Source organism: Snodgrassella sp. W6238H11, from assembly GCF_016100525.1.
GTDB classification, from domain to species: Bacteria; Pseudomonadota; Gammaproteobacteria; order Burkholderiales; family Neisseriaceae; genus Snodgrassella; species Snodgrassella alvi.
This window is the reverse complement of record NZ_JACFSH010000002.1, coordinates 162838-183132: the sequence shown is the minus strand read 5'-3', so window position 1 is coordinate 183132 and position 20295 is coordinate 162838. Positions and strand designations below refer to the sequence as shown.

At 38.2% G+C, this 20295-nt stretch carries 18 protein-coding genes and 1 tRNA gene; 13 read left to right on the top strand and 6 right to left on the bottom strand.

The window, feature by feature from the left end; all coding sequences use genetic code 11:
• The first annotated feature begins 268 nt into the window (after positions 1 to 268).
• From H3V00_RS04270 to H3V00_RS11650, 3 genes are all read left to right on the top strand, one after another.
• Positions 269 to 1243: a polyprenyl synthetase family protein gene (locus tag H3V00_RS04270; RefSeq protein WP_198206990.1), complete on the top strand. Its 975-nt coding sequence runs from the start codon at positions 269 to 271 to the stop codon at positions 1241 to 1243.
• A 48-nt stretch (positions 1244 to 1291) separates the two neighbouring features.
• Positions 1292 to 1366: transfer RNA gene (locus H3V00_RS04265), tRNA-Arg, on the top strand.
• Positions 1367 to 1673: 307 nt separating this feature from the next.
• On the top strand, positions 1674 to 3260 hold the full coding sequence (locus tag H3V00_RS11650; protein ID WP_084565527.1) for a phosphoethanolamine transferase: 1587 nt from the start codon (positions 1674 to 1676) through the stop codon (positions 3258 to 3260).
• Between the two features lie 428 nt (positions 3261 to 3688).
• On the opposite strand, the gene H3V00_RS04255 is transcribed toward H3V00_RS11650, so the two are convergent.
• From H3V00_RS04255 to H3V00_RS04240, 4 genes are read right to left on the bottom strand one after another with little or no spacing between them, the layout of a single operon-like run.
• Positions 3689 to 4732, bottom strand: a complete 1044-nt coding sequence (locus H3V00_RS04255) for a nucleoid-associated protein (RefSeq protein ID WP_198206992.1) — start codon at positions 4730 to 4732, stop codon at positions 3689 to 3691.
• 4 nt (positions 4733 to 4736) lie between these two features.
• Entirely contained in the window at positions 4737 to 6581 is a 1845-nt protein-coding gene (locus H3V00_RS04250) for a DUF3732 domain-containing protein (protein WP_198206994.1), read from the bottom strand.
• Positions 6578 to 7045 (bottom strand): three component ABC system middle component, encoded by a 468-nt coding sequence (locus H3V00_RS04245; RefSeq protein WP_198186333.1) that lies wholly within the window; start codon positions 7043 to 7045, stop codon positions 6578 to 6580. Before H3V00_RS04245 ends, H3V00_RS04250 begins: the two co-directional genes overlap by 4 nt.
• Positions 7045 to 8286, bottom strand: a complete 1242-nt coding sequence (locus H3V00_RS04240; RefSeq protein WP_198206996.1) for a hypothetical protein — start codon at positions 8284 to 8286, stop codon at positions 7045 to 7047. The genes H3V00_RS04245 and H3V00_RS04240 overlap by 1 nt, the downstream gene beginning before the upstream one ends.
• A gap of 367 nt (positions 8287 to 8653) precedes the next feature.
• Between H3V00_RS04240 and H3V00_RS04235 the strand changes: the two genes are divergently transcribed.
• On the top strand, positions 8654 to 10360 hold the full coding sequence (locus H3V00_RS04235; protein WP_198206998.1) for a formate--tetrahydrofolate ligase: 1707 nt from the start codon (positions 8654 to 8656) through the stop codon (positions 10358 to 10360).
• 508 nt (positions 10361 to 10868) lie between these two features.
• On the opposite strand, the gene tal is transcribed toward H3V00_RS04235, so the two are convergent.
• Positions 10869 to 11924: a transaldolase gene (gene tal, locus H3V00_RS04230; protein WP_198207000.1), complete on the bottom strand. Its 1056-nt coding sequence runs from the start codon at positions 11922 to 11924 to the stop codon at positions 10869 to 10871.
• A 206-nt stretch (positions 11925 to 12130) separates the two neighbouring features.
• Between tal and H3V00_RS04225 the strand changes: the two genes are divergently transcribed.
• The 8 genes from H3V00_RS04225 to H3V00_RS04190 all read left to right on the top strand — a co-directional run bounded on the left by H3V00_RS04225 (position 12131) and on the right by H3V00_RS04190 (position 17679).
• Positions 12131 to 13105, top strand: a complete 975-nt coding sequence (locus H3V00_RS04225; RefSeq protein ID WP_198207002.1) for a KpsF/GutQ family sugar-phosphate isomerase — start codon at positions 12131 to 12133, stop codon at positions 13103 to 13105.
• 41 nt (positions 13106 to 13146) lie between these two features.
• Positions 13147 to 13680 carry a 3-deoxy-manno-octulosonate-8-phosphatase KdsC gene (kdsC, locus tag H3V00_RS04220; protein WP_041879036.1) on the top strand — a complete coding sequence of 178 codons (534 nt, stop codon included), beginning with the start codon at positions 13147 to 13149 and terminating at the stop codon, positions 13678 to 13680.
• Positions 13677 to 14261: an LPS export ABC transporter periplasmic protein LptC gene (lptC, locus tag H3V00_RS04215; protein ID WP_084547647.1), complete on the top strand. Its 585-nt coding sequence runs from the start codon at positions 13677 to 13679 to the stop codon at positions 14259 to 14261. Before kdsC ends, lptC begins: the two co-directional genes overlap by 4 nt.
• The gene (gene lptA, locus H3V00_RS04210) at positions 14242 to 14745 is read left to right on the top strand and encodes a lipopolysaccharide transport periplasmic protein LptA (RefSeq protein ID WP_037392713.1); all 504 of its coding nucleotides are present in this window, start codon (positions 14242 to 14244) and stop codon (positions 14743 to 14745) included. Before lptC ends, lptA begins: the two co-directional genes overlap by 20 nt.
• A gap of 9 nt (positions 14746 to 14754) precedes the next feature.
• Positions 14755 to 15498 (top strand): LPS export ABC transporter ATP-binding protein, encoded by a 744-nt coding sequence (gene lptB / locus H3V00_RS04205; protein WP_100126282.1) that lies wholly within the window; start codon positions 14755 to 14757, stop codon positions 15496 to 15498.
• A gap of 6 nt (positions 15499 to 15504) precedes the next feature.
• The gene (gene rpoN, locus H3V00_RS04200; protein ID WP_198207004.1) at positions 15505 to 16881 is read left to right on the top strand and encodes an RNA polymerase factor sigma-54; all 1377 of its coding nucleotides are present in this window, start codon (positions 15505 to 15507) and stop codon (positions 16879 to 16881) included.
• 64 nt (positions 16882 to 16945) lie between these two features.
• The gene (hpf, locus tag H3V00_RS04195; RefSeq protein WP_025331275.1) at positions 16946 to 17284 is read left to right on the top strand and encodes a ribosome hibernation-promoting factor, HPF/YfiA family; all 339 of its coding nucleotides are present in this window, start codon (positions 16946 to 16948) and stop codon (positions 17282 to 17284) included.
• 191 nt (positions 17285 to 17475) lie between these two features.
• Positions 17476 to 17679 carry a glycine zipper 2TM domain-containing protein gene (locus H3V00_RS04190; RefSeq protein ID WP_078475713.1) on the top strand — a complete coding sequence of 68 codons (204 nt, stop codon included), beginning with the start codon at positions 17476 to 17478 and terminating at the stop codon, positions 17677 to 17679.
• Between the two features lie 63 nt (positions 17680 to 17742).
• Here H3V00_RS04190 and H3V00_RS04185 read toward each other — a convergent pair whose 3' ends face one another.
• Positions 17743 to 19308 (bottom strand): TerC family protein, encoded by a 1566-nt coding sequence (locus tag H3V00_RS04185; RefSeq protein ID WP_025331277.1) that lies wholly within the window; start codon positions 19306 to 19308, stop codon positions 17743 to 17745.
• Between the two features lie 274 nt (positions 19309 to 19582).
• Between H3V00_RS04185 and yihA the strand changes: the two genes are divergently transcribed.
• On the top strand, positions 19583 to 20230 hold the full coding sequence (yihA, locus tag H3V00_RS04180; protein ID WP_198207006.1) for a ribosome biogenesis GTP-binding protein YihA/YsxC: 648 nt from the start codon (positions 19583 to 19585) through the stop codon (positions 20228 to 20230).
• Positions 20231 to 20295: the final 65 nt, after the last annotated feature.

Below are 20295 nucleotides of genomic sequence, written 5' to 3'. Positions count from 1 at the left end.
GTATTGCAGCATAACTGCTAACCGGCTGCCGGATATACCACCATTTCTGACGGATGCACCGCTTTGAGCATAGAATTTCTGCTCCGGCTTGTGTATACACCAGCATAATTTACCTGTCCGATTCACAATTGCATCTTTATTAACCCAATCTAACTTTTCTCATTTCCCAAATGAATTTCAAGTATAATAATACACAAAAGTGCCCGGCAGTTTCGGGGACACATGGCTAAAACACATCATCATTACCAGTTGCAGAAACACTAAACACATGCTTGAGAACCTGCCTTATTTCCAGAAACACCTGCCTGAAGACTTAAACCGTGTTAATGCGGTAATCAACCGTGCTGTTGAATCCGAAGTTGTCCTGATTTCACAAATAGGCCAGTATATTATCAGTGCCGGCGGTAAACGCCTGCGCCCGATAATTACCATCCTTGCCGGCAAAGCTCTGGGCTATACAGAAGACCCGCTTTTTTCACTGGCCGCCATGGTGGAATTTATCCATACCTCCACATTGCTGCACGACGATGTAGTGGATGAAAGCGACCTGCGCCGCGGCCGGGAAACTGCGAACAATCTGTTTGGCAATGCCGCTGCTGTATTAGTGGGCGATTTTCTCTACACACGAGCCTTCCAGCTGATGGTTGGCTCCGGCAGTCTTCGTATTCTCGAAGTGATGGCAGAAGCCACCAACATCATTGCTGAAGGTGAAGTCATGCAGCTGATGAATATTGGTAATATTGATGTCACTGAAGAACAGTATTTACAGGTAATCGAATACAAAACCGCCAAACTCTTTCAGGCAGCGGCACAAGTAGGTGCCATACTTGCCAAGGCTACAGAACAACAGGAACTGGCTTTAAAATATTATGGTACATATCTGGGCTCAGCTTTCCAGATTATCGATGATGTACTGGATTACGCCGGTGATGTAGAAACCATTGGTAAAAATGTCGGCGACGATCTGGCTGAGGGCAAACCTACCCTGCCGCTGATTTACCTGCTTAATCAGGGCAGTGCTGCGGCCAAAGCCGATGTACGCCATGCTCTGGAACACGCCGACCGCAGCTATTTCAACAAAATTCACGATCACGTAATCAACTCTGATGCACTGGCTTATTGCACTATGCAGGCAAAAAAAGCCGTAGATGCCGCAATTAACTGCCTGGATGAGTTACCGGTTAATGAAACCACCCAGGCTATGCGAGATTTAGCCTTGGCATCTTTAGCCCGAATCTCTTAAAATAACGGGCTATGGCAGATTTCAGCCATAGCCCTGTTTTTAAAATGTCTCGCCGTAGTTCAACGGATAGAACACATGCCTCCTAAGCGTGCGATACAGGTTCGATTCCTGTCGGCGGGACCAAAGAATTGTTATTTATACATCTTAGATACAGACACATTAAAAAATATCATCTCTACTCTGTGTTTATATATATTATCAATGCGCTATTTACAAATCGCTTATTAACAAATGGATTATGATTCATTTAAAACCGGAGAACTATACCTAAAACTTTATTATAATATGATAAAAAGATTTATCATTAAGAACTAATATTAACAGCTTAGTGAAATCAAATATTAATTTCATAATACAAATCAATAAACTATTTAAGCACATAGCAAAATTTCTTACCTAGATGCTTTAAATAAATAATTGGGGTATATGAGTGATAACCAGAAAAACAGCCTTAGTTTTATTACCTATTTTATATATTATATCCACTTTAGCTCTTGTATATGGTTTAGGTTATTACTATGATTTTGATCATACAGTTATTTCTACTGGTTTATTATTTTTAGGTTGTTACATATTAAGTTCGGCAAATAAATTTACTTTAATAAGTCTGTTAGTTACGTTTTCCGTATTATCATTTTATTTTCCTACAGGGATAAATTACGGCAAACCAACAGCTGATTTATTAATGCCACTATTACAAACTAATAAACTTGAAATTATTGGTTATCTCATGGCTGTCAAACAGCAAATTTTAATTACTGTAGTATTTATATTTATTCAAGGTTTAATTTATTATTTAAATAAAATTATAAAAACACAAAAAATTAAGAAAAATAAAATTTCACAATTTGTCTCAGTAATGAGCTTTATATTCTTTTATATAATAACTTTACTCGGCATTTCTTATCAGAACCTGGAAGTAAATAATAGCGCATTTTTAAAAAATGTCATATCTGCATATCAAGAAATAAATTCAATACATGAAGAAATGAAAAAATATATTGGCAGTAATAATAACAATATCCGGGTAAGTCGGTTAAATGAAGATGATAATACTGAAATATTTTTAGTCGTAATCGGTGAATCTGTACGAAAAGATTATTTATCCGTATATGGCTACCCTCTCAATACAACTCCTTTTTTAAATACAGCCAATGGAATTTTTATTGATGGATTAGTGGCTGCTGGTCCGAATACAGAACAATCCTTAACTAGAACTTTATTTAAAGCCTATCCTGAGAAAAATAAGATTGACTGGGAAATTAATTTCGTTTCCTTAGCAAAAAAATCCGAGTATGAGACTTACTGGGTTAGCAATCAGGGCACAAGTGAATATGGAGATAATATTTTTTCTGCATTAGCTGGTACAACTGATAAATCCAAATTTTTAAAAAAAGGTCCATACTATACTAGCTTTAATGATGATGATCATATGTTACCCATTGTTTCGGAAATAATAAACAAAAACAGTAATAAAAAAGTAGTTTTTGTGCATATGATGGGCTCTCATGAACCAATATGCTCACAAATTAATGATTTTAAATCAAATTTTAAATTGAATAATCAAGCTGGCTGCTATGTGGCAAGCATTGAAAAATTAGATTTATTTATAAAAAAACTGACAGAACTTATGAAAGGAAAAAAATATAAATTAATGTATTTTTCAGATCACGGGTTATCGGTTGAACCAGATCGTATTTTTCATGATCTGGGTGGTTTATTACAAGAATATCAAGTACCATTGTTTTATTTAGCTCCGGATGAAAAAAAACATATTCTGGTGAAAAAAGTGATTAGCGGAGTAAATCTAATTGATTTGTACTCTACTTTCATTAACATAAAAACAAATGTAACGAATGAGAATTATACCTTCTATTATGCTGATAAACTTCCGGATAATTCTAATCCGATTATTTACTGGAAAAAATACAGACGTCTTTCTGATTTAGTAAAAAATCAACCTCCCATAACTGATATTGAAGTTAATTCGGCTAGTGTAAATATAAAACATCAATAATAAATAAGTTCCATTTACGGATATATTAATATCACTAATTTAGTCATACATTCATAGGAATTTATTGATTAAAAATTTTGAATTAATTTCTTTTGCTATAAAAATAGCTGTATTTTCTGCTAGATTCGAAGATTTTCAATTTCTAATATTACAGAAACCAGCTTTTGTTTTATTGGCTAGAAACCACTTTCTGCATAAACTTACATTCAGTTGCAGGCTGATAAGAGTAAAATCACTCTTACTACCATAAATTTTTTAACAATTTTATCAATATACTTATTTAACGCTTAGTAATATTTTTGGTAAATAAATTTTTATTAGAGAGTTACTCTCTTTGTAAACAAACACGATAAATCTGACATTATTTTGTCAGATTTATCGTTATTCTATTTTGCAGACAATCCAAAATACTAAATAAGTCAGGTTTACTATTTTTCCTGCTGATAATAAATTTTATAAAACTTACGCCCGTCTTCATCCCGCCCTTTTTCAATCATATCTTTACCACCGTGGATATAGATATGAAAATTTTTATCCAGCTTCACCACGCTTTTAAAATACTTCTCCTGCTTTTTTACCGCTTTGGGAGAGATAGCAAAGCTTTTTACCGGTTCTAACTGATTTTCCTGCGCATAATTCTGGCTGAAATCCTGATATTGCTGAATCAGATCATCATTTGCAAAAACCCGCTGCTCAAACTCCTGCAAATCAAACTGCTCATTATTTTTAAAGTAATCAACAGACCTGTTCAGCAAACCGATTTTTTCTGATTTACTCGCCTCATCATCAGCATCCATGGTCTGGGCAATAAATTGTTTGGCTGTTTCCATAATCTGAGTAGTCTGATGATATTCATTATTAACAGGTCTGATACTTAAAAAATCTTCAGTCCAGTATTTGGCCTCTGCATGTTTGTTGGTATTATCCACAACAGCAACCAGATAGCCCTGCTCTGAATGCAGATTAAAAATCAGGCAGCCTTTATCCAGCTTCTGGATGCTTAATCCTTCAATATCAGCTAAATCATAACCATTCTGCCGGTCTTCAACTTTAAGAATTTTCTGCTTGTTTTCTGATTTAAAGATGCCAATACAATCCACTACTTCATCATCTACCGTACAGTCGGCAAGATAAAATACGCCCAATTCTCCGGGCTTAATTTGCGGATGGTTACTTTTTTCATACAGATAACGCCCCATATTTTTAGACTGATTAATAAAATCATCAATATCTGTATGCTCAAACATGGCTTTGATAATGGTATAAACCGGATTGAGCTCTAAATCAGGAAAAAAATGAAACTGATACAACTCATCAAATTTAAAATTGGAAGTAATCAATTTATTAAGAATTTCTTCGACATTTTTATAATTACTTAACTCATCACATAATCGTACACCATCCGCACTACTTTTGTTGCCAATATAATGTATAACCAATTTTTCAAAATTACCTAAATGAATATTACGCATCGATTTAATCATTTTTAATTAATTGTTGAGGTATTAAAGCAACACCATTTAAAAACTCATCAACTGTATGGAAATGAATAAGAGTATTTTCCCAATTTTCTTTAGGAGCATGTTCTACCATAAATATTTGAAAATCTGTGTTTTTCTCATTTATTACTATATCAATAAATTTATTAAGTAAATTAAAAGCATGGGAAAGTTTTAAATTATCATCATTGCCTTCATAATAGGGAATACTCGGTTGGTCAATAAATAAAAATTGTGGTAAATAAGAAAATTCATTATCTAGCAAATAAGTATGTAATCCAAGATAAAAATATAAATGCATAAACATGAAATTAGACTTACTACCTAGATTACCTATTGGAAACATATCATTTGATGGATATAATTTCAATGACATTTCTTCAACTATAAATTTAGTTACATAATTTTTGTAAACAGGTATAGAGTTATACAGAGAATAATAGAATTGAATTGACATATTTAATTTATTTATTTTCTCTTCTTTATTTGTACTAATTTTTTTCAAAACATCCAATAATTCTATATTTTTTTTCTTTTTATCTGCTAATTTTTCTTCTTTAACATTAACATATTTCCTAGTATAAAACTGTTTAATGTTGTTTAGTTTTCCTTTTATATTACCTAAGATAAAACAGTTATAATTTTTTCCTAAGGGAATATTTTTATTTTTTTTATTTTCTTGAATAATTTCATTATCGATTAGCTTTATCTCTTCTTGAATAGAAGTAATCTCATTTATAATATTATTAGGAATAAAATTATTACTATTTGTTTTTTCTTTAATATCCAATAATGATACTTTTAAATATTCTAAAAACTCCTGTGTTTCTAAAGGATATATTATTTGGTCTGATAAATTATCATATAAAAAATCAATAGGTTGTAAACTATCTGCAGATTTAATTAAATTATTACGATAATTATTTAATTCCTTTTTATATCTTTTAATTATAAATAATTGATCTTGCAAAATTTTCTTCCTACTATTCAATTTATCAATTTTTTTCAAAACATTATTATTATCAATAATATTAATATCAGGTATAATACTTTCAATAGCTTCAATAATTTCATCAACTGTTTCAAAATTGAGAGATTCATCAAGAAGCTTGTATTTTTTACATTCATCCAAAATTTCTATTAAATCATTTTTATATTTAATATTATTGTTATTATTTCTTCTTTTTTTATCTTCAAATTTTTTAATGTATTCCTGAATTTCGTTTGACTCTTTTTCAGTTTTGATGTTTTCTAGAGTGGTTATACCAGTTATAAAATTAAATATTGTTTTTAATTTAGTTATATAATCCATTCTTGGATATTCTTGCTCAAAATATATTGTATCGAAATACAATTCTTGAGATGCAATTATATTTTCCGTTAGAGAATTAAATAGTAAAAAATCTCTATAGGAAATATTTAAAATATCCTTTAATTCCTGAGTTATATTAAACGCTGCATTCAAAGAATTTTGTATTTCCTGTCTATCCGAATTTTTATACGGAATTTCAGGAAAAGAATTTTTACCAAAAAATACATCAATTGAAGAAATTCCATTATTAGCACTTCTTCGTGCAATAAATACATTTTCATTGTTAATAGTGAAATTTATACCAAACCAATCAACTGCCTTTATGATAGGCATTGCAATTTTAACCTGATCTGAAAGTAAACAGTAATCAATAATATTAAGAAAACTACTTTTACCGGTATTTGAATCCCCTGTAATAACATTTATTTTATTTGGCAAAAAATAGTAAGATTTTGATGTAGCTTTTTTATCTTTAAACCATAATTTAATTTCATGAAGAATAAATTTCATAATTGTATTTTCAAAATTTTATATAATTTATCAGTAGAGTATAAACTCATTATATCAATAATTTTAGGAATCACTTTACTAATTTTATTAAATCGCTCACCTAACTCTGTATTTTCAAATGTAATTGCCCCTTTTTTTATTATATTTATATTTTTACCGATTTCAATCAAATTATATTTTGACAATATAATTAATGAATTTATACAAACTGGCAAAAGCATTTTATATCTAGAATTAAAAGATAAAAATACATGTGGCTTATCGTCAATTAATTGCTGTAGTATATGCAGATTTTTCATATCTATTTTTTTTATATTAAAATAATTAACCATTCTTTGGTCAAAAACTAATGGCAACAAAAGACACGAACGGGCTATATCAAAAGTTTGACAATGATTCAATGCTGCAATAAACACACAACATGCCAAAGCTTCATTATTATATATATAATAAAAATCTTTCATTATTTATACCTATTCTGCCAGTCATAATGCCATCCAATTTCTAATTTATTAGAAAGCAACCAAAAAAAACCATTACTAAATTCTATACTTAATTGAGAATCATAATTTGACATTTTCACATTTAATTCTCTAACATCGTATACGATTTGAACACCGGTATCGTTAATTTCTTCTTCTAATTCATTAATATTTGTTCCCGAATTACACTTAAGATCAATATTTCGGTAGCGTCTATCGAATATATTATTATAAAGTTTAACACATTCATCTTTATAATCTTGTATATCAGCATAAGTAATAGCCGAATCCGTAAGCCAAAATTTTATATATTTATCTGTATGTAGCATTTCAACACAGTATTGAATTAGTTTTGTTTTTTGTTTGAGAGAAGCAATACTAACCATTTTGATATCAATTAATTGCTTAGCAAAATTTAATTCTTCTAAATTTGCAGGGGGTTCTATTTTGCCAAAATCTCTTTTTGGAAGTTTTATTTTACTAATAGTAGAGGAATGAATCTGATTATAGATTATGCTAAATTGAGTTTTAGTAAGTATAAATTTTCCTGTTGCTTTAATTTGTTCAAATGAATTTCTCTTCAATTGAGAAAATAAATGTTCGTAGAATTTATCTACATCTTTTTCTTGTATATGATAATCAATTAAACATTTTTTACTTTTAGCAATGATGTCATCTACGTTTAGATCAATTTGGATTTTGCGTAAAAAGTCCCCAAGTGATTTATCAGATAAATTAAGTACTGAGTAAATTTCTCTTTTAATATTTTCAGAGTTAGTAGATTTTAATATTAACTCGATTTCATCTCTAGCTTCTCTCAAATTACCATTTTTCTTAAAATCATAAAGTAAATCAATAAATTGATTACCATTTGAATTTTCATTTTTATTACTTACTAACACAAAAGAATGTCTATCTAAAAAATCTTTTATTGTATTTATTTTATTTGCCCAGTTATAAAGTGTGTGCCATAAATCATTATCTAAATCAGTGAGATTTTTGATTGTACCATCTTGTTTTCTTTGAGAAGAATGCTTCAATTGAAATAAAATTGTAGTCCCATCTGCTTTTTCTAAGTGGACATCATCCAAAACCTCATAACCAATACTTTCATCTTCTTTTAATTGTAAAGCTCGAAAAACAAAATAATCAAATTGATAATCAAAACCTATTGCCTTTTGACCTTCTAAAATTTCTTTATTAGCTTGTGAAAAAGTACTCATAATCAGGATATAAATAGGCCTAATTTAATAAAATAATTAATAATATTAAAATTATATTAATTTGTACATATAGGTTTAAAAAATGGTATTTTTTAAAAACTTCATTCAAATTATTTACAAATTTTATAAATGATTATTTTATATTATATGTTATTTCATACATGGCTTTATTGTATTATAAAAACAACATTTATTAAAATCAACCTTTTATAAAAATTCATACAAACTAAAATTTTCATTATTAACCGGATGATAAGTTATTTTCGCAATTTACTTTACCATTTATTTTGTCAGGTTTATGAAAATCAACTTACAATTATTCTGTTTCATCTACAATATTTTATAATCCGTACTAAGGAAATGCTCCATGACATTCTGTACATCCCTACTCCCCATCACCGAAATTGCCCGCAACAGCAGCATTCCCGAACAATACCTTATTCCTTACGGCCGTGAAGTAGCCAAAGTAGATTTAAAGGTGATTCAGCCGGATAGCAAACAGGGCAAGCTGGTGCTGGTGTCGGCCATTACGCCGACACCGCTGGGAGAAGGTAAAACAGTAACTACCATCGGGCTGAGTCAGGGGCTGAACTTTATCGGTAAGAAAGCGATTGCCTGTATACGCCAGCCAAGTCTGGGGCCGGTATTCGGGGTAAAAGGCGGAGCAGCCGGCGGCGGTAAAGCACAGGTTTTGCCGATGGAAAAGCTGAATCTGCATTTAACCGGTGATATTCACGCTATTACAGCGGCTCATGATCTGGCTTCTGCGGCACTGGATGCACGCTTATACTATGAAGAACATCTGGGCGAGGAGTTTACGGCACAAACCAAGCTGCCGCGGCTGAATATTGATAAAAATCGGATTGTCTGGAAACGGGTAATCGACCACAACGACCGTGCATTGCGCCGGATTAAAGTAGGTGTGGGCGGTGGTGTTAATGGTGTGGAACGTGAAGACGGGTTTGAGATTTCTGCTGCGTCCGAATTAATGGCGATTCTGGCTCTGGCGACGGATTTACAGGATATGCGCCAGCGTATCGGGCGGATTATTCTGGCTTATGATACTCAGGGCAATCCGGTTACGGCAGAAAAACTTCAGGTAGCCGGTGCGATGACGGTGTTACTGAAAGATGCGATTAATCCGAATCTGATGCAGACAGCAGAACAGACCCCAGTACTGATTCATGCCGGACCGTTTGCCAATATTGCTCATGGTAATTCTTCGGTGCTGGCTGATATGGTCGGCCTGCAAGTGGCGGATTATGTGGTAACAGAAGCTGGTTTCGGCTCTGATATGGGCATGGAGAAATTCTTTAATATTAAATACCGCCAGACTGGGGTGGCGCCTTCATGCATTGTATTGGTAGCCACGGTACGCAGCCTGAAATCGAATAGCGGCCGGTTTAATATTAAGCCGGGTCAGCCGTTACCGGCAGAAGTTACTCAGTGTAATGTTGAGCTGCTGGCTGAAGGCAGTGCTAATCTGGGCTGGCACATTCAGAATGCGAAAAGCTATGGTCTGCCTGTGATTGTGGCTATTAATCGCTTCCCGTACGACCATCAGGAAGAGCTGGATTTTGTACGCCAGTATGCGCTGGAACACGGTGCATGTGCATGTGAAATCAGTGATGCGTTTACTCAGGGTGGTGCGGGCACTCAGGCTCTGGCTCAGCATGTAGTCGCTGCCTGCAATCAGGAAAATTCGGTTAATCTGCCCTATGCTGACAATATGCCGCTGCCGGAAAAAATTCAGACCATGGTGAAGAAATACGGAGCGCGTCAGGCTAATCTGTCGGCACAGGCGTTGCAGAATATTGAAGAAATCAAGCAGCTTAAGCTTGATCATTTACCGTTATGCATGGTGAAAACACCATTATCTATCAGTGCAGACCCGAATCTGAAAAATGTTCCGACAGATTTTGATGTAGAAATTGCCCGTTTACAAGTATCAGCCGGTGCGGGCTTTATCCGTGTATATGCGGGTAATGTGATGACTATGCCAGGGCTGGGTACTCTGCCTGCTTATCAACAGATTGATATTGACGCTGAGGGCAATATTGTCGGTTTACATTAAAATTTAACAGAGCTGCCGGTCGGTTGCCGGCTGAGTGACAATTCATGCTTATGCCACAAGAGTTTTATGCTTTTGTGGCATTTTTATGTATATTAGTCTGAATTCAGCAGCCATGAACAAATCTGAGCCTTGGATAAAGATTATAGGTTATGGCCAAAAGCTGGCTGCAATACCGATTATAAGGTTAAGATTAATTTAGCGCGGCTTATATGGTATTTTTCTGATTGTTATTTATGTTTAGATTATAAATTATAGTTGTTATTATTAATTTTAAAGTTGAAAATCATTAAATATAAATTTAAAAATTAATTTATTTATCTATAATTTAAATTATCAAGTGTTATTTATCATTTAAATTAATATTTTTTTAAGTTTTATATTACAAATGTATTTTCAATATGCTTTTTTTAATCTAAAATTATAAAAAGCTTACCGATTATTCTGATAAGTCTAACCGGTAAGCCACAATTCAAATTTCCGTATGTCTGTTGTGTTTTATTTATTCCGTTTAAGCCAGAGGTTGCAGTAATGCATCGAATGCATCCACAAACTGTTGTAAGCCTTCTTGCTGTAAGCGCACTGCGAGGGATTCAAGATTAATACCCAGCTTCTGAATTTCAATCAGTACGTTTTTAGCCTGCTGTACATCCTGTGTTAGTGTGGCATCGGCATGTCCATGATCGATAAAGGCATTAAGTGTGTTGGTGGGTACGGTATTAATGGTATCAGCACCAATAATATTTTCTACATAGCAAACATCGGAATACGCCGGATTTTTAGTCCCTGTGGATGCCCATAGCAAACGCAGTGGTGCTGCCTGCTGTGCAGCCAGATCGGTAAATTCACGGCTCTGGATAAATTCCTGCCATTCAGCATAAGCTGTTTTGGCCAGTGCAATAGCGGTTTTACCCTGCAAAGATTCCGGCAAAGTAATGTCCAGAGCGCTGTCAATGCGGGACAGGAAAAAGCTGGCGACTACCTGAATACGGTTAACCGGCAGATTTTGCGCCAGACGCTGGCGAATGCCGGCAGCGTGTGCCTGCCATGCTTTGCTAAGCTGGGTTTTAGAAAACAGCAGGGTCAGGTTAACATTAATGCCCTGTGCAACCAGTGTGGTTAATGCCTGTATTCCGCTGTCTGTGGCTGGTACTTTTATCATGACATTGGGTCGGTTAAGAACTTCCCATAGTCGCTGGGCTTCGGTAATGGTAGCCTGAGCATCATCGGCCAGATCTGGTGCCACTTCAAGGCTGACAAATCCGGCTTTACCCTGACTGCGTTCATACAAGGGCAGACAGACATCACATGCAGCCTGTACATCGGCTACTGCCAGTTGTTCATAACGCTGTTTGGGGGACAGCGGCTGCTGTTTTAGCTGGTTAATATCATTCTGGTAAAGTGTATCGCTGGCAAAGGCTTTTTGAAAAATGGCCGGATTGGAAGTCACGCCACTGATACCCGCCTCAAGCATGTGTGCCAGTTCACCTGACTGAATCAGGTTTCTGGAAAGATTATCCAGCCAGATTTGCTGCCCCAATGTATTGACTTGTGCTAATACGGCCATATTATTTCCTTATAGTAAATATACGTTAGATATGTTTTATTAAGGTTAATCAATCGATTAAACTGGTTATTCATGAATTATGGATTACTCTAACGAGGATGGTGTAATTTGACAAGTTCCAAAGCAAACAAAATAACCGGTATCAGGTTATAATCCGGTTAACTTTATTGTGTTTTCGTTTGCTTATTATTACTGCTGATGATGTTATGAATTTACAGGATAAATATTTAGGCTGGGGTAAAGAGGTTTTTGCTATTGAAGAGCAGTCGATACGTGAAGTTGCCAATAGTCTGGATGAGCATTTTGCTGAGGCGGTAACGACTATTCTCGACTGCCGCGGACGGGTGATTATCACCGGTATGGGCAAAAGCGGCCATATCGGGCGTAAGATTGCCGCTTCAATGGCGTCTACCGGTACACCGGCTTATTTTGTGCATCCGGCAGAAGCAGGACACGGCGATCTGGGTATGATTGTAGATGGCGATGTGCTGATAGCATTATCCAATTCTGGTGAAAGCGAGGAAATTCTGGCGCTGATACCGGCCATCAAACGTAAGCATGTGCAGTTGATCTGTATAACTGGTAAAACCAGTTCGAGTATGGCGAAACATGCGGATATCCATTTATGCGCACATGTATCACAGGAGGCCTGTCCGTTAGGGCTGGCTCCAACATCCAGTACGACAGCGGTAATGGTATTGGGCGATGCGCTGACGGTAGCACTGCTGCGTGCACGCCAGTTTACACCTGAAGATTTTGCGCTGAGCCATCCTGCCGGCAGTTTGGGTAAACGCCTGTTATTAACGGTGGCTGATGTTATGCATGGCGGCGAAGATATGCCTCTGGTACAGGAAGATACGCCTTTGCGTGAAGCCATTGTTACTATGAGTGAAAAAGGTTTGGGAATGCTGCTGGTAGTCAATACTGCCGGAGAGCTTTGCGGTTTATTTACAGACGGTGATTTACGCCGTTTATTTCAGGATAACCAGCAATTAAAGGAATGGCTGATGGCCGATGTAATGGGACATACCCCTAAAACCATCTCTGCCGACCGACTGGCGACGGAAGCCCTGAAAATCATGCAGGAGAATCATGTAAACGGGCTGGCAGTAATTGATGCAAATAATCGTCCGGTTGGTGCACTGAATATGCATGATTTATTACAGGCACGGATTGTTTAAATGCGTGAGAATGTTATGACTGAGGAATGCCGATGAATACGATGATGTCTGCCAGTGCGATGGTTGAAGCTGCCCGGAAAATCAGGCTGTTTATTATGGATGTAGACGGCGTACTGACTGACGGTCGTATTTTTATCCGTGATAACGGCGAGGAAATCAAATCATTCCATACACTTGACGGCCACGGATTGAAGATGTTGCACCGCCACGGCATTCAAACGGCAATTATTACCGGACGCGACGCACCCTCTGTCGGTATCCGGGTACAGCAGCTTGGCATCGAATATTATTTTAAAGGTATTTCGGATAAACGCAGCTGTTATCGGCAATTATTACAGCAGCTTGGTTTAGATGAGCAGCAATGTGCTTATATCGGCGATGATGTCGTAGACTTACCGGTTATGAAACATTGCGGGCTGGCAGTTGCAGTACCCGGTTCTCATCCTTTAGTGTTACAGCATGCTGATTATGTTACTCGTGCGCCCGGCGGAGCCGGTGCAGTACGTGAAGTCTGTGATTTATTACTGGATGCACAGGGCTTTCTGGCTCAGGATATGGCGGAGTATCTGGCATGAATGTGATTCGCAGCCGCAGTAACTGGGCGTTTCCGCTGATTCTGGCTGTAGCCCTTGGCGGCATAAGCTTCTGGCTAGACCGGATTACTGATATCAAGACAGTAGAAGTTCCTCTGAATCCGAAAGAGCCTAAATATGTGATTAATTTAATCGACGGTGAACGGTATGATGAGCACGGCCAGTTAAGTGAAACCATTCACGCCACTGCTGCCCGGCAGTTTCCGCAGCAAACTGTTATTTATATTGATAATCCCAATATGGGATTATATAAAAACGGTGCTGAACTTTATCGCATTAAGGCCAATACCGGACAGTACTATACCGACAGCCGCAAGGTAGATTTACTGGGACAGGTAGTCTGGCACAAAAATCCGGTGGGAAATGAACCGGCAGGGCAGCTGGAAACCAGTGTATTACATGTTGATACACAAACTCAGGTAATCAAAACTGATGCACAGGTTTCTTACCAGTATGGTATATCTCACGGTACATCACAAGGTTTCGAATACGACAAACAACGCGGCTTTCTGAATTTACCCGCACGCGTAAAGGCGATTATTTATGACCCGCACTCTCATTAACGGCAAAATTTTAGCAGTCTTTTGTCTGCTTGCCGGCAGTATGCATGCATGGGCACTGGAAAGTGACCGGCAGCAACCTATTCAGATTGAAGCCGATCAAGGCTCTCTGGATAAACAGAATCAGACAACCGTATTTACCGGTAATGTAAAAATGCGGCAGGGCAGTATGTATATGAATGCAGCCCGTATCACTGCGCATAAGGATAATGCCGGTAACCAGACAATTATTGCTGATGGCAAGCCTGCTACGTTTGGACAACAGCTGGAAAAAGACGGCATGGTAACCGGTCACGGAGATAATGTACATTATGAAAGCCTGAGCGGTATTGTTACGATTACCGGTAACGCTCAGGTAAACCGTGGTGGTGATATGGCACGCGGTGCAGTAATTGTTTATAACACCAATACTGAGGTTTATACCGTTAAAAGCGCGCCTAAAGGCCGGGTACACGTTATTATCCAACCGCAACAGAAAAAGAAATAATCCATACTCATGAATGTAATGCCTACTGTGCCGCCAAGTCAGCTTCGTGTCAGCGGTCTGCAAAAAAGTTTTAAACAGCGTCAGGTAGTTAATGATGTCGCACTGGAAGTCAACAGTGGCGAGGTAATCGGTCTGCTTGGCCCGAATGGTGCCGGCAAAACTACCAGCTTCTATATGATTGTAGGTCTGATTGCAGCTGATGGTGGCAGTATCATGCTAGATGGGCAGGAAATTACTCACCGTCCGATTTATGAACGTGCACGCTTGGGTTTAGGTTATCTGCCTCAGGAAGCTTCGATTTTTCGTAAAATGACAGTAGCCCAGAATATCAAAGCTATTCTGGAAATTAACTATCCGCCCGAAAAACGAGCCGAACAGCTGGAGCTGCTGCTGGCCGACCTGCATATTGAGCACCTGCGCAATAACACTGCACAGTCTTTGTCCGGCGGTGAACGCCGTCGTGCTGAAATTGCACGGGTTCTGGCCATGAACCCGCGCTTCATTCTGCTTGATGAACCATTTGCCGGCGTTGATCCGATTGCAGTGATCGATATTCAGAATCTGATTTCTTTCCTGAAACAGCGTGGTATCGGCACACTGATTACTGACCATAATGTCCGTGAAACCCTGCGCATCTGTGACCGTGCATATATTATTAATCAGGGCAGTGTACTGGCTTCCGGTGTACCGGAAGAGCTGGTTAATAATGAACAGGTACGTGCTGTTTATCTGGGTGAGCATTTCGAGTATTAACTGCTTATGCAAAGGCCAGCTACTCATCTCCGACTCAGTCTTACAACCCGCCTTAGTCCGAAGCTGCAACAATCGCTACAGGTGTTGCAGCTGTCTACGCTGGAATTGCAGGAACTGGTAGCCGGCTGGCTGGCGGATAATCCTTTTCTTGAGGAAGTAGAAAATACATCTGAAGACAGCTTTTCCGATACTCAGTATGTACAGCCGCCACAGCTGGGTATTATGCAAGCCGAAAGTGATGTCTGGGACACGCTGGCCGACAATCCTGATATGTATGAATTGCTGCGCCGGCAGGTATGTGAATACGATCTGGATGACGTTACGGCAGCACAGGTGTATTTTCTGATAGAGAATCTGAATGAGCAGGGTTATCTGGACAGCAGTTTAACTGATCTGGTAGAAAATGCACCGCTGGAATGGCGGCTGGACGAAACAGAGCTGGCACAGGCGCTGACGATTCTGCAGCAGTTTGAGCCTACTGGTGTTGGTGCTCGGAATTTACAGGAATCCCTGTTACTGCAACTGGATAATCTGTCTGACGAATCTGTCGATAATGATGAAATTCATACCTGCGCGCGCTTACTGATTAGCAAACACTTTGGTCAGTGGCTGAGTACCCATCAGTTTAAACAACTTTGCCGGCAACTGCCCCAGTTTTCTGCAAACACACTTGAAGCAGCCTGTAAACTCATTGGCGCACTGAATCCTTATCCCTGTTACGGATTACCTGATCGTAATGGTATTCTGTCTGTACGCCCTGATATGGAAGTTTATATCAATAAGAGTGGCAAATGGCAGATACGCCTTTTGCATGATACTTTTCCTCAGCTGAGAATAGAACCCGGTGTCGAAGAGTGGATAGAACAAAAAAGCACAGAGATGGATGCTATGTGTAAAAACAAATGGCAGGAAGCACAAACGTGTCTTCACAGCTTGCAGATGCGTAAAACCACTCTGCAACGTCTGGGCGAATGGATTTTGCAGCAACAGCAGGATTTTTTCAATTTTGGTTCTCTGGCGCTGGCTCCCTTAACCATTAAAGAAACAGCTCAGGCTCTCGAACTGGCAGAGAGTACTGTTTCACGGGCAATCAATCAGAAATACCTGACCTGTTCACAAGGTGTTTTTCCTCTACGTTATTTTTTCAATCAGTCTGTTGCAGCAACAGATGATGGAACAGGTAACAGTCAGACAGCAATTAAATCACTGTTGCAAAGTATAATTAACGAAGAAGACCCGCAACATCCCTATTCTGATACACATTTGGTAAATCAGCTGGCTAAGCAGGGTATTAATCTAGCCCGGCGCACAGTTGCAAAATATCGTGAGGACTTGAAAATTCCTCCGGCGCACCAACGTAAAGTACAGTACAGTAATCATTAATTTTCAGTTAACTTCCATAAAATTTATCCTGTTTTTTCCTAAACCCTTTAAAAAGGATCAGGCTATGAATCTTAAATTTATCGGACAGAATCTTGATGTTACCGCAGCTCTGAAAGACTACACACTGAATAAGCTGGAGCGCATTATCCGTCATGCCGATCAGGTCATCAGCGCAACTGTTACTTTCTCTGTATTTAAAGTACAGAAAAAAGCTGAAATTGATTTGCATCTTTCCGGTAAAGATATCCATATTGAATGTCTGGATAATGATATGTATGCTGCTATCGATTGTCTGATGGATAAACTGGACAGGGCTGTGATTAAATATAAAGAAAAAAGGCAGCCTTCACACCAGACACCCGAAATATGTACTGACACGGATACTGCTACTGAACTTGAATAATCGGCAGATATTTTGAATATTTCTCTAAAATGCATTTGTGATTTTGATTGTAGTTTTTTACTAAACTGCTTTGCTAAAGGTATATAATTAACTTTGAAATAATATTTTATTTGTAGTTAAATAGTTTATAGGTAACATATAAATATTAATTAACACGCAATTCTTTATTCAGAATAGAAAGAGGTATTAATATGAAATCAAATCTAAAAACACTGGCTTTAATAGCTGCAGTAGCTGCTTCTCTCTCTGCTTGTGCTGATATGACCCCGGCTCAGCGTAATACTGCTGCCGGTGTAGTAGTAGGGGGTGTGGCTGGTAATCTGTTAGGTAAAGATACTGGTGCTACTTTAGGTGGTGCTGCTCTGGGTGGCGTTATCGGTAGCCAGATTCAATAATCAAATTAGTTAACGAAAAAAGCCTGCTGTTATCAGCAGGCTTTTTTATGGCTATCAATTGGGTTATTCAGATTCCGGCTGTTCAATTTTGCTGATACGTACCCGTTCCAGACGGTGCCCGTCTTTGTTCAATACTTCAAAACGGTAACCGGCATAATCAATGGTATCTCCGACATCCGGAATATCCTGCATTTCTTCCATAATTAATCCGGCTACAGTATGGTACTCAGCATCTTCCGGTAAGGTAGGCAAATGCAGATGCTGAGCCAGAATAGCATATTCAAGACTGCCGTCTACAGTAACGCTATGATCGGCATTTTGCTGGATACTGGGTGCGTCGGCACGCTCATACTCTTCTGGGAAATCACCGGCAATAGTTTCCATTAAATCTTTCATGCTAACCAGTCCGAGTACAGCGCCAAATTCATCAACTACCAGCGCAATATCAGCACTTCGCGAACGAAACAGCTCCATAGCATCAAGTACAGTGCTGCTGTCCGGTAAGACCAGCGGCTGTCGTAACGCAGCCTGAATATTTAATTGCTCTCCGCTCAATAACTGGTTAAGTAAATCTTTTTTATTCACAAATCCCAGCGGCTCATCAATTCCGGCCTTTCCTACTACTACCAGCCGTGAAAATGGTGTGCTTTGTAACTGTTGGCACTGCTGCTCACGCGGCTGAGATAAATCCAGACGTTCAATATCACTGCGCGGTGTCATGACACCCATTATCGGACGTTCGGCTAGAGTAAGCACGCTGCGAATCATGGATTTTTCATTTTCTTCAAAATGTTCGTCATCATCAGTTTGCGTACCATTTTTAGCCAGCTCTTTTTCACGCAGTCCCATCATACCCAGCACACTATCAGCGGTACGATAACGCCAAGAGCGGCCAATCATATCGTTACGACGGGTATTCCGGGTAGAAATCTGATTAAATATCTCAATCAGAATGGAGAAAGCAATAGCGGCATACAGATAACCCTTAGGTATTTCAAAGTGTAAGCCTTCAGCAATCAGGCTGAACCCTATCATGAGTAAAAAGCCCAGACACAGCATCACTACTGTAGGATGGCGATTTACAAACTCTGTTAATGGTCCGCTTGCCCAAATCATCATTGCCATAGCAATAATCACGGCCAGCATTGCCACTGTAATGTGTTGCACCATGGCGACAGCGGTAATGACTGAATCAAGTGAAAATACTGCGTCCAGCACGACAATTTGTAATACCACACTCCAGAAACTGGCATAAACGGAGACATTGGTAATTGACGCCATAGCAGTATGCCCTTCCAGCCGTTCATGCAACTCAGTTGTTGCCTTATAGAGCAGGAAGAGTCCGCCACCGAACATAATCAGATCTTTAACTGAAATGGCAAAACCGCTGATATGTACAAAGGGCTTGGTCAGGGTAATGATAAAAGACATCAGTGCCAGCATCAGAATACGAATCAGCACTGCCAGAGATAAACCAGCTATACGGGCATGGTCGCGCTTTTTCGGACTGGCTTTATTCGCCAGTATGGCTACAAATACAAGATTATCGATACCTAGAACGATTTCAAGAATTATCAGGGTAATCAGCCCTACCCATGTGGCCGGTTCTCCTAACCAGCTAAAATCCATTTTCTTTTCCTATGCGTTAAATACAAACAGGCAGCCTGCTACATGAGCAAGGCTGCCTTAAATCAGAGAAAAAACACGTCTACATGCACGATACAACTGCTCGAGACCTCGTCTTCCATCTGAAAGTTTCCTTAAAATAATCTTAAATGCAGTTTAGCAGCATAAAACAAAAAATCAAGTACCCCGCCTGAAAGCAAGCATTTACATAAACAGCTGAATCCAGATTGGGCTCAAAATATGGTATGCTATCACCTTACTATTTTTTTAATTACTCATGAATCTGTTTCGTCACGCCCGTTTTTATACTACCGTTAATCATCTGAAAGACCTGCCCGCAACAACCGCTGAAATTGCTTTTGTCGGTCGCAGCAATGCGGGTAAATCAAGCGCAATCAATACACTGACTAATCATACTCGTCTGGCTTATGTATCCAAAACTCCAGGCCGTACCCAGCACATTAATTTTTTTGAACTGACTAATGGCGGGTTTATGGTGGATTTACCCGGTTATGGTTACGCTCAGGTACCTGAGGCAATCCGCAGACATTGGGTAACACTACTGGGCAATTACCTACAAACACGCAAGCAGCTGATCGGACTGATTCTGATTATGGATGCCCGCCACCCGCTTAAAGAGCTGGACAAACAGATGCTTGATTTTTTCGCGGTAACTCGGCGTCCTGTCCATATTCTGCTCTCTAAAGCAGATAAATTATCAAAAAACGATCAAATTAAAACCTTGGCCAGTGTGAAAAAAGCACTTCAACCTTACATTGCCCGCCAGCAAGTTTCGGTACAACTGTTTTCCAGTTTGAAAAAGCAAGGTATAGATGAGGTCAATCAAATTACCACTGATTGGTTTACCCGGCAAACTAATCTGACAACAGATGCAGACAAACCAGACCTGAGAACCACAGATTAATAGTTATCTGTTGCACTATGCATCTGCCAGGCTAAAACCATATCGATATTGAAATTTAAATAGTA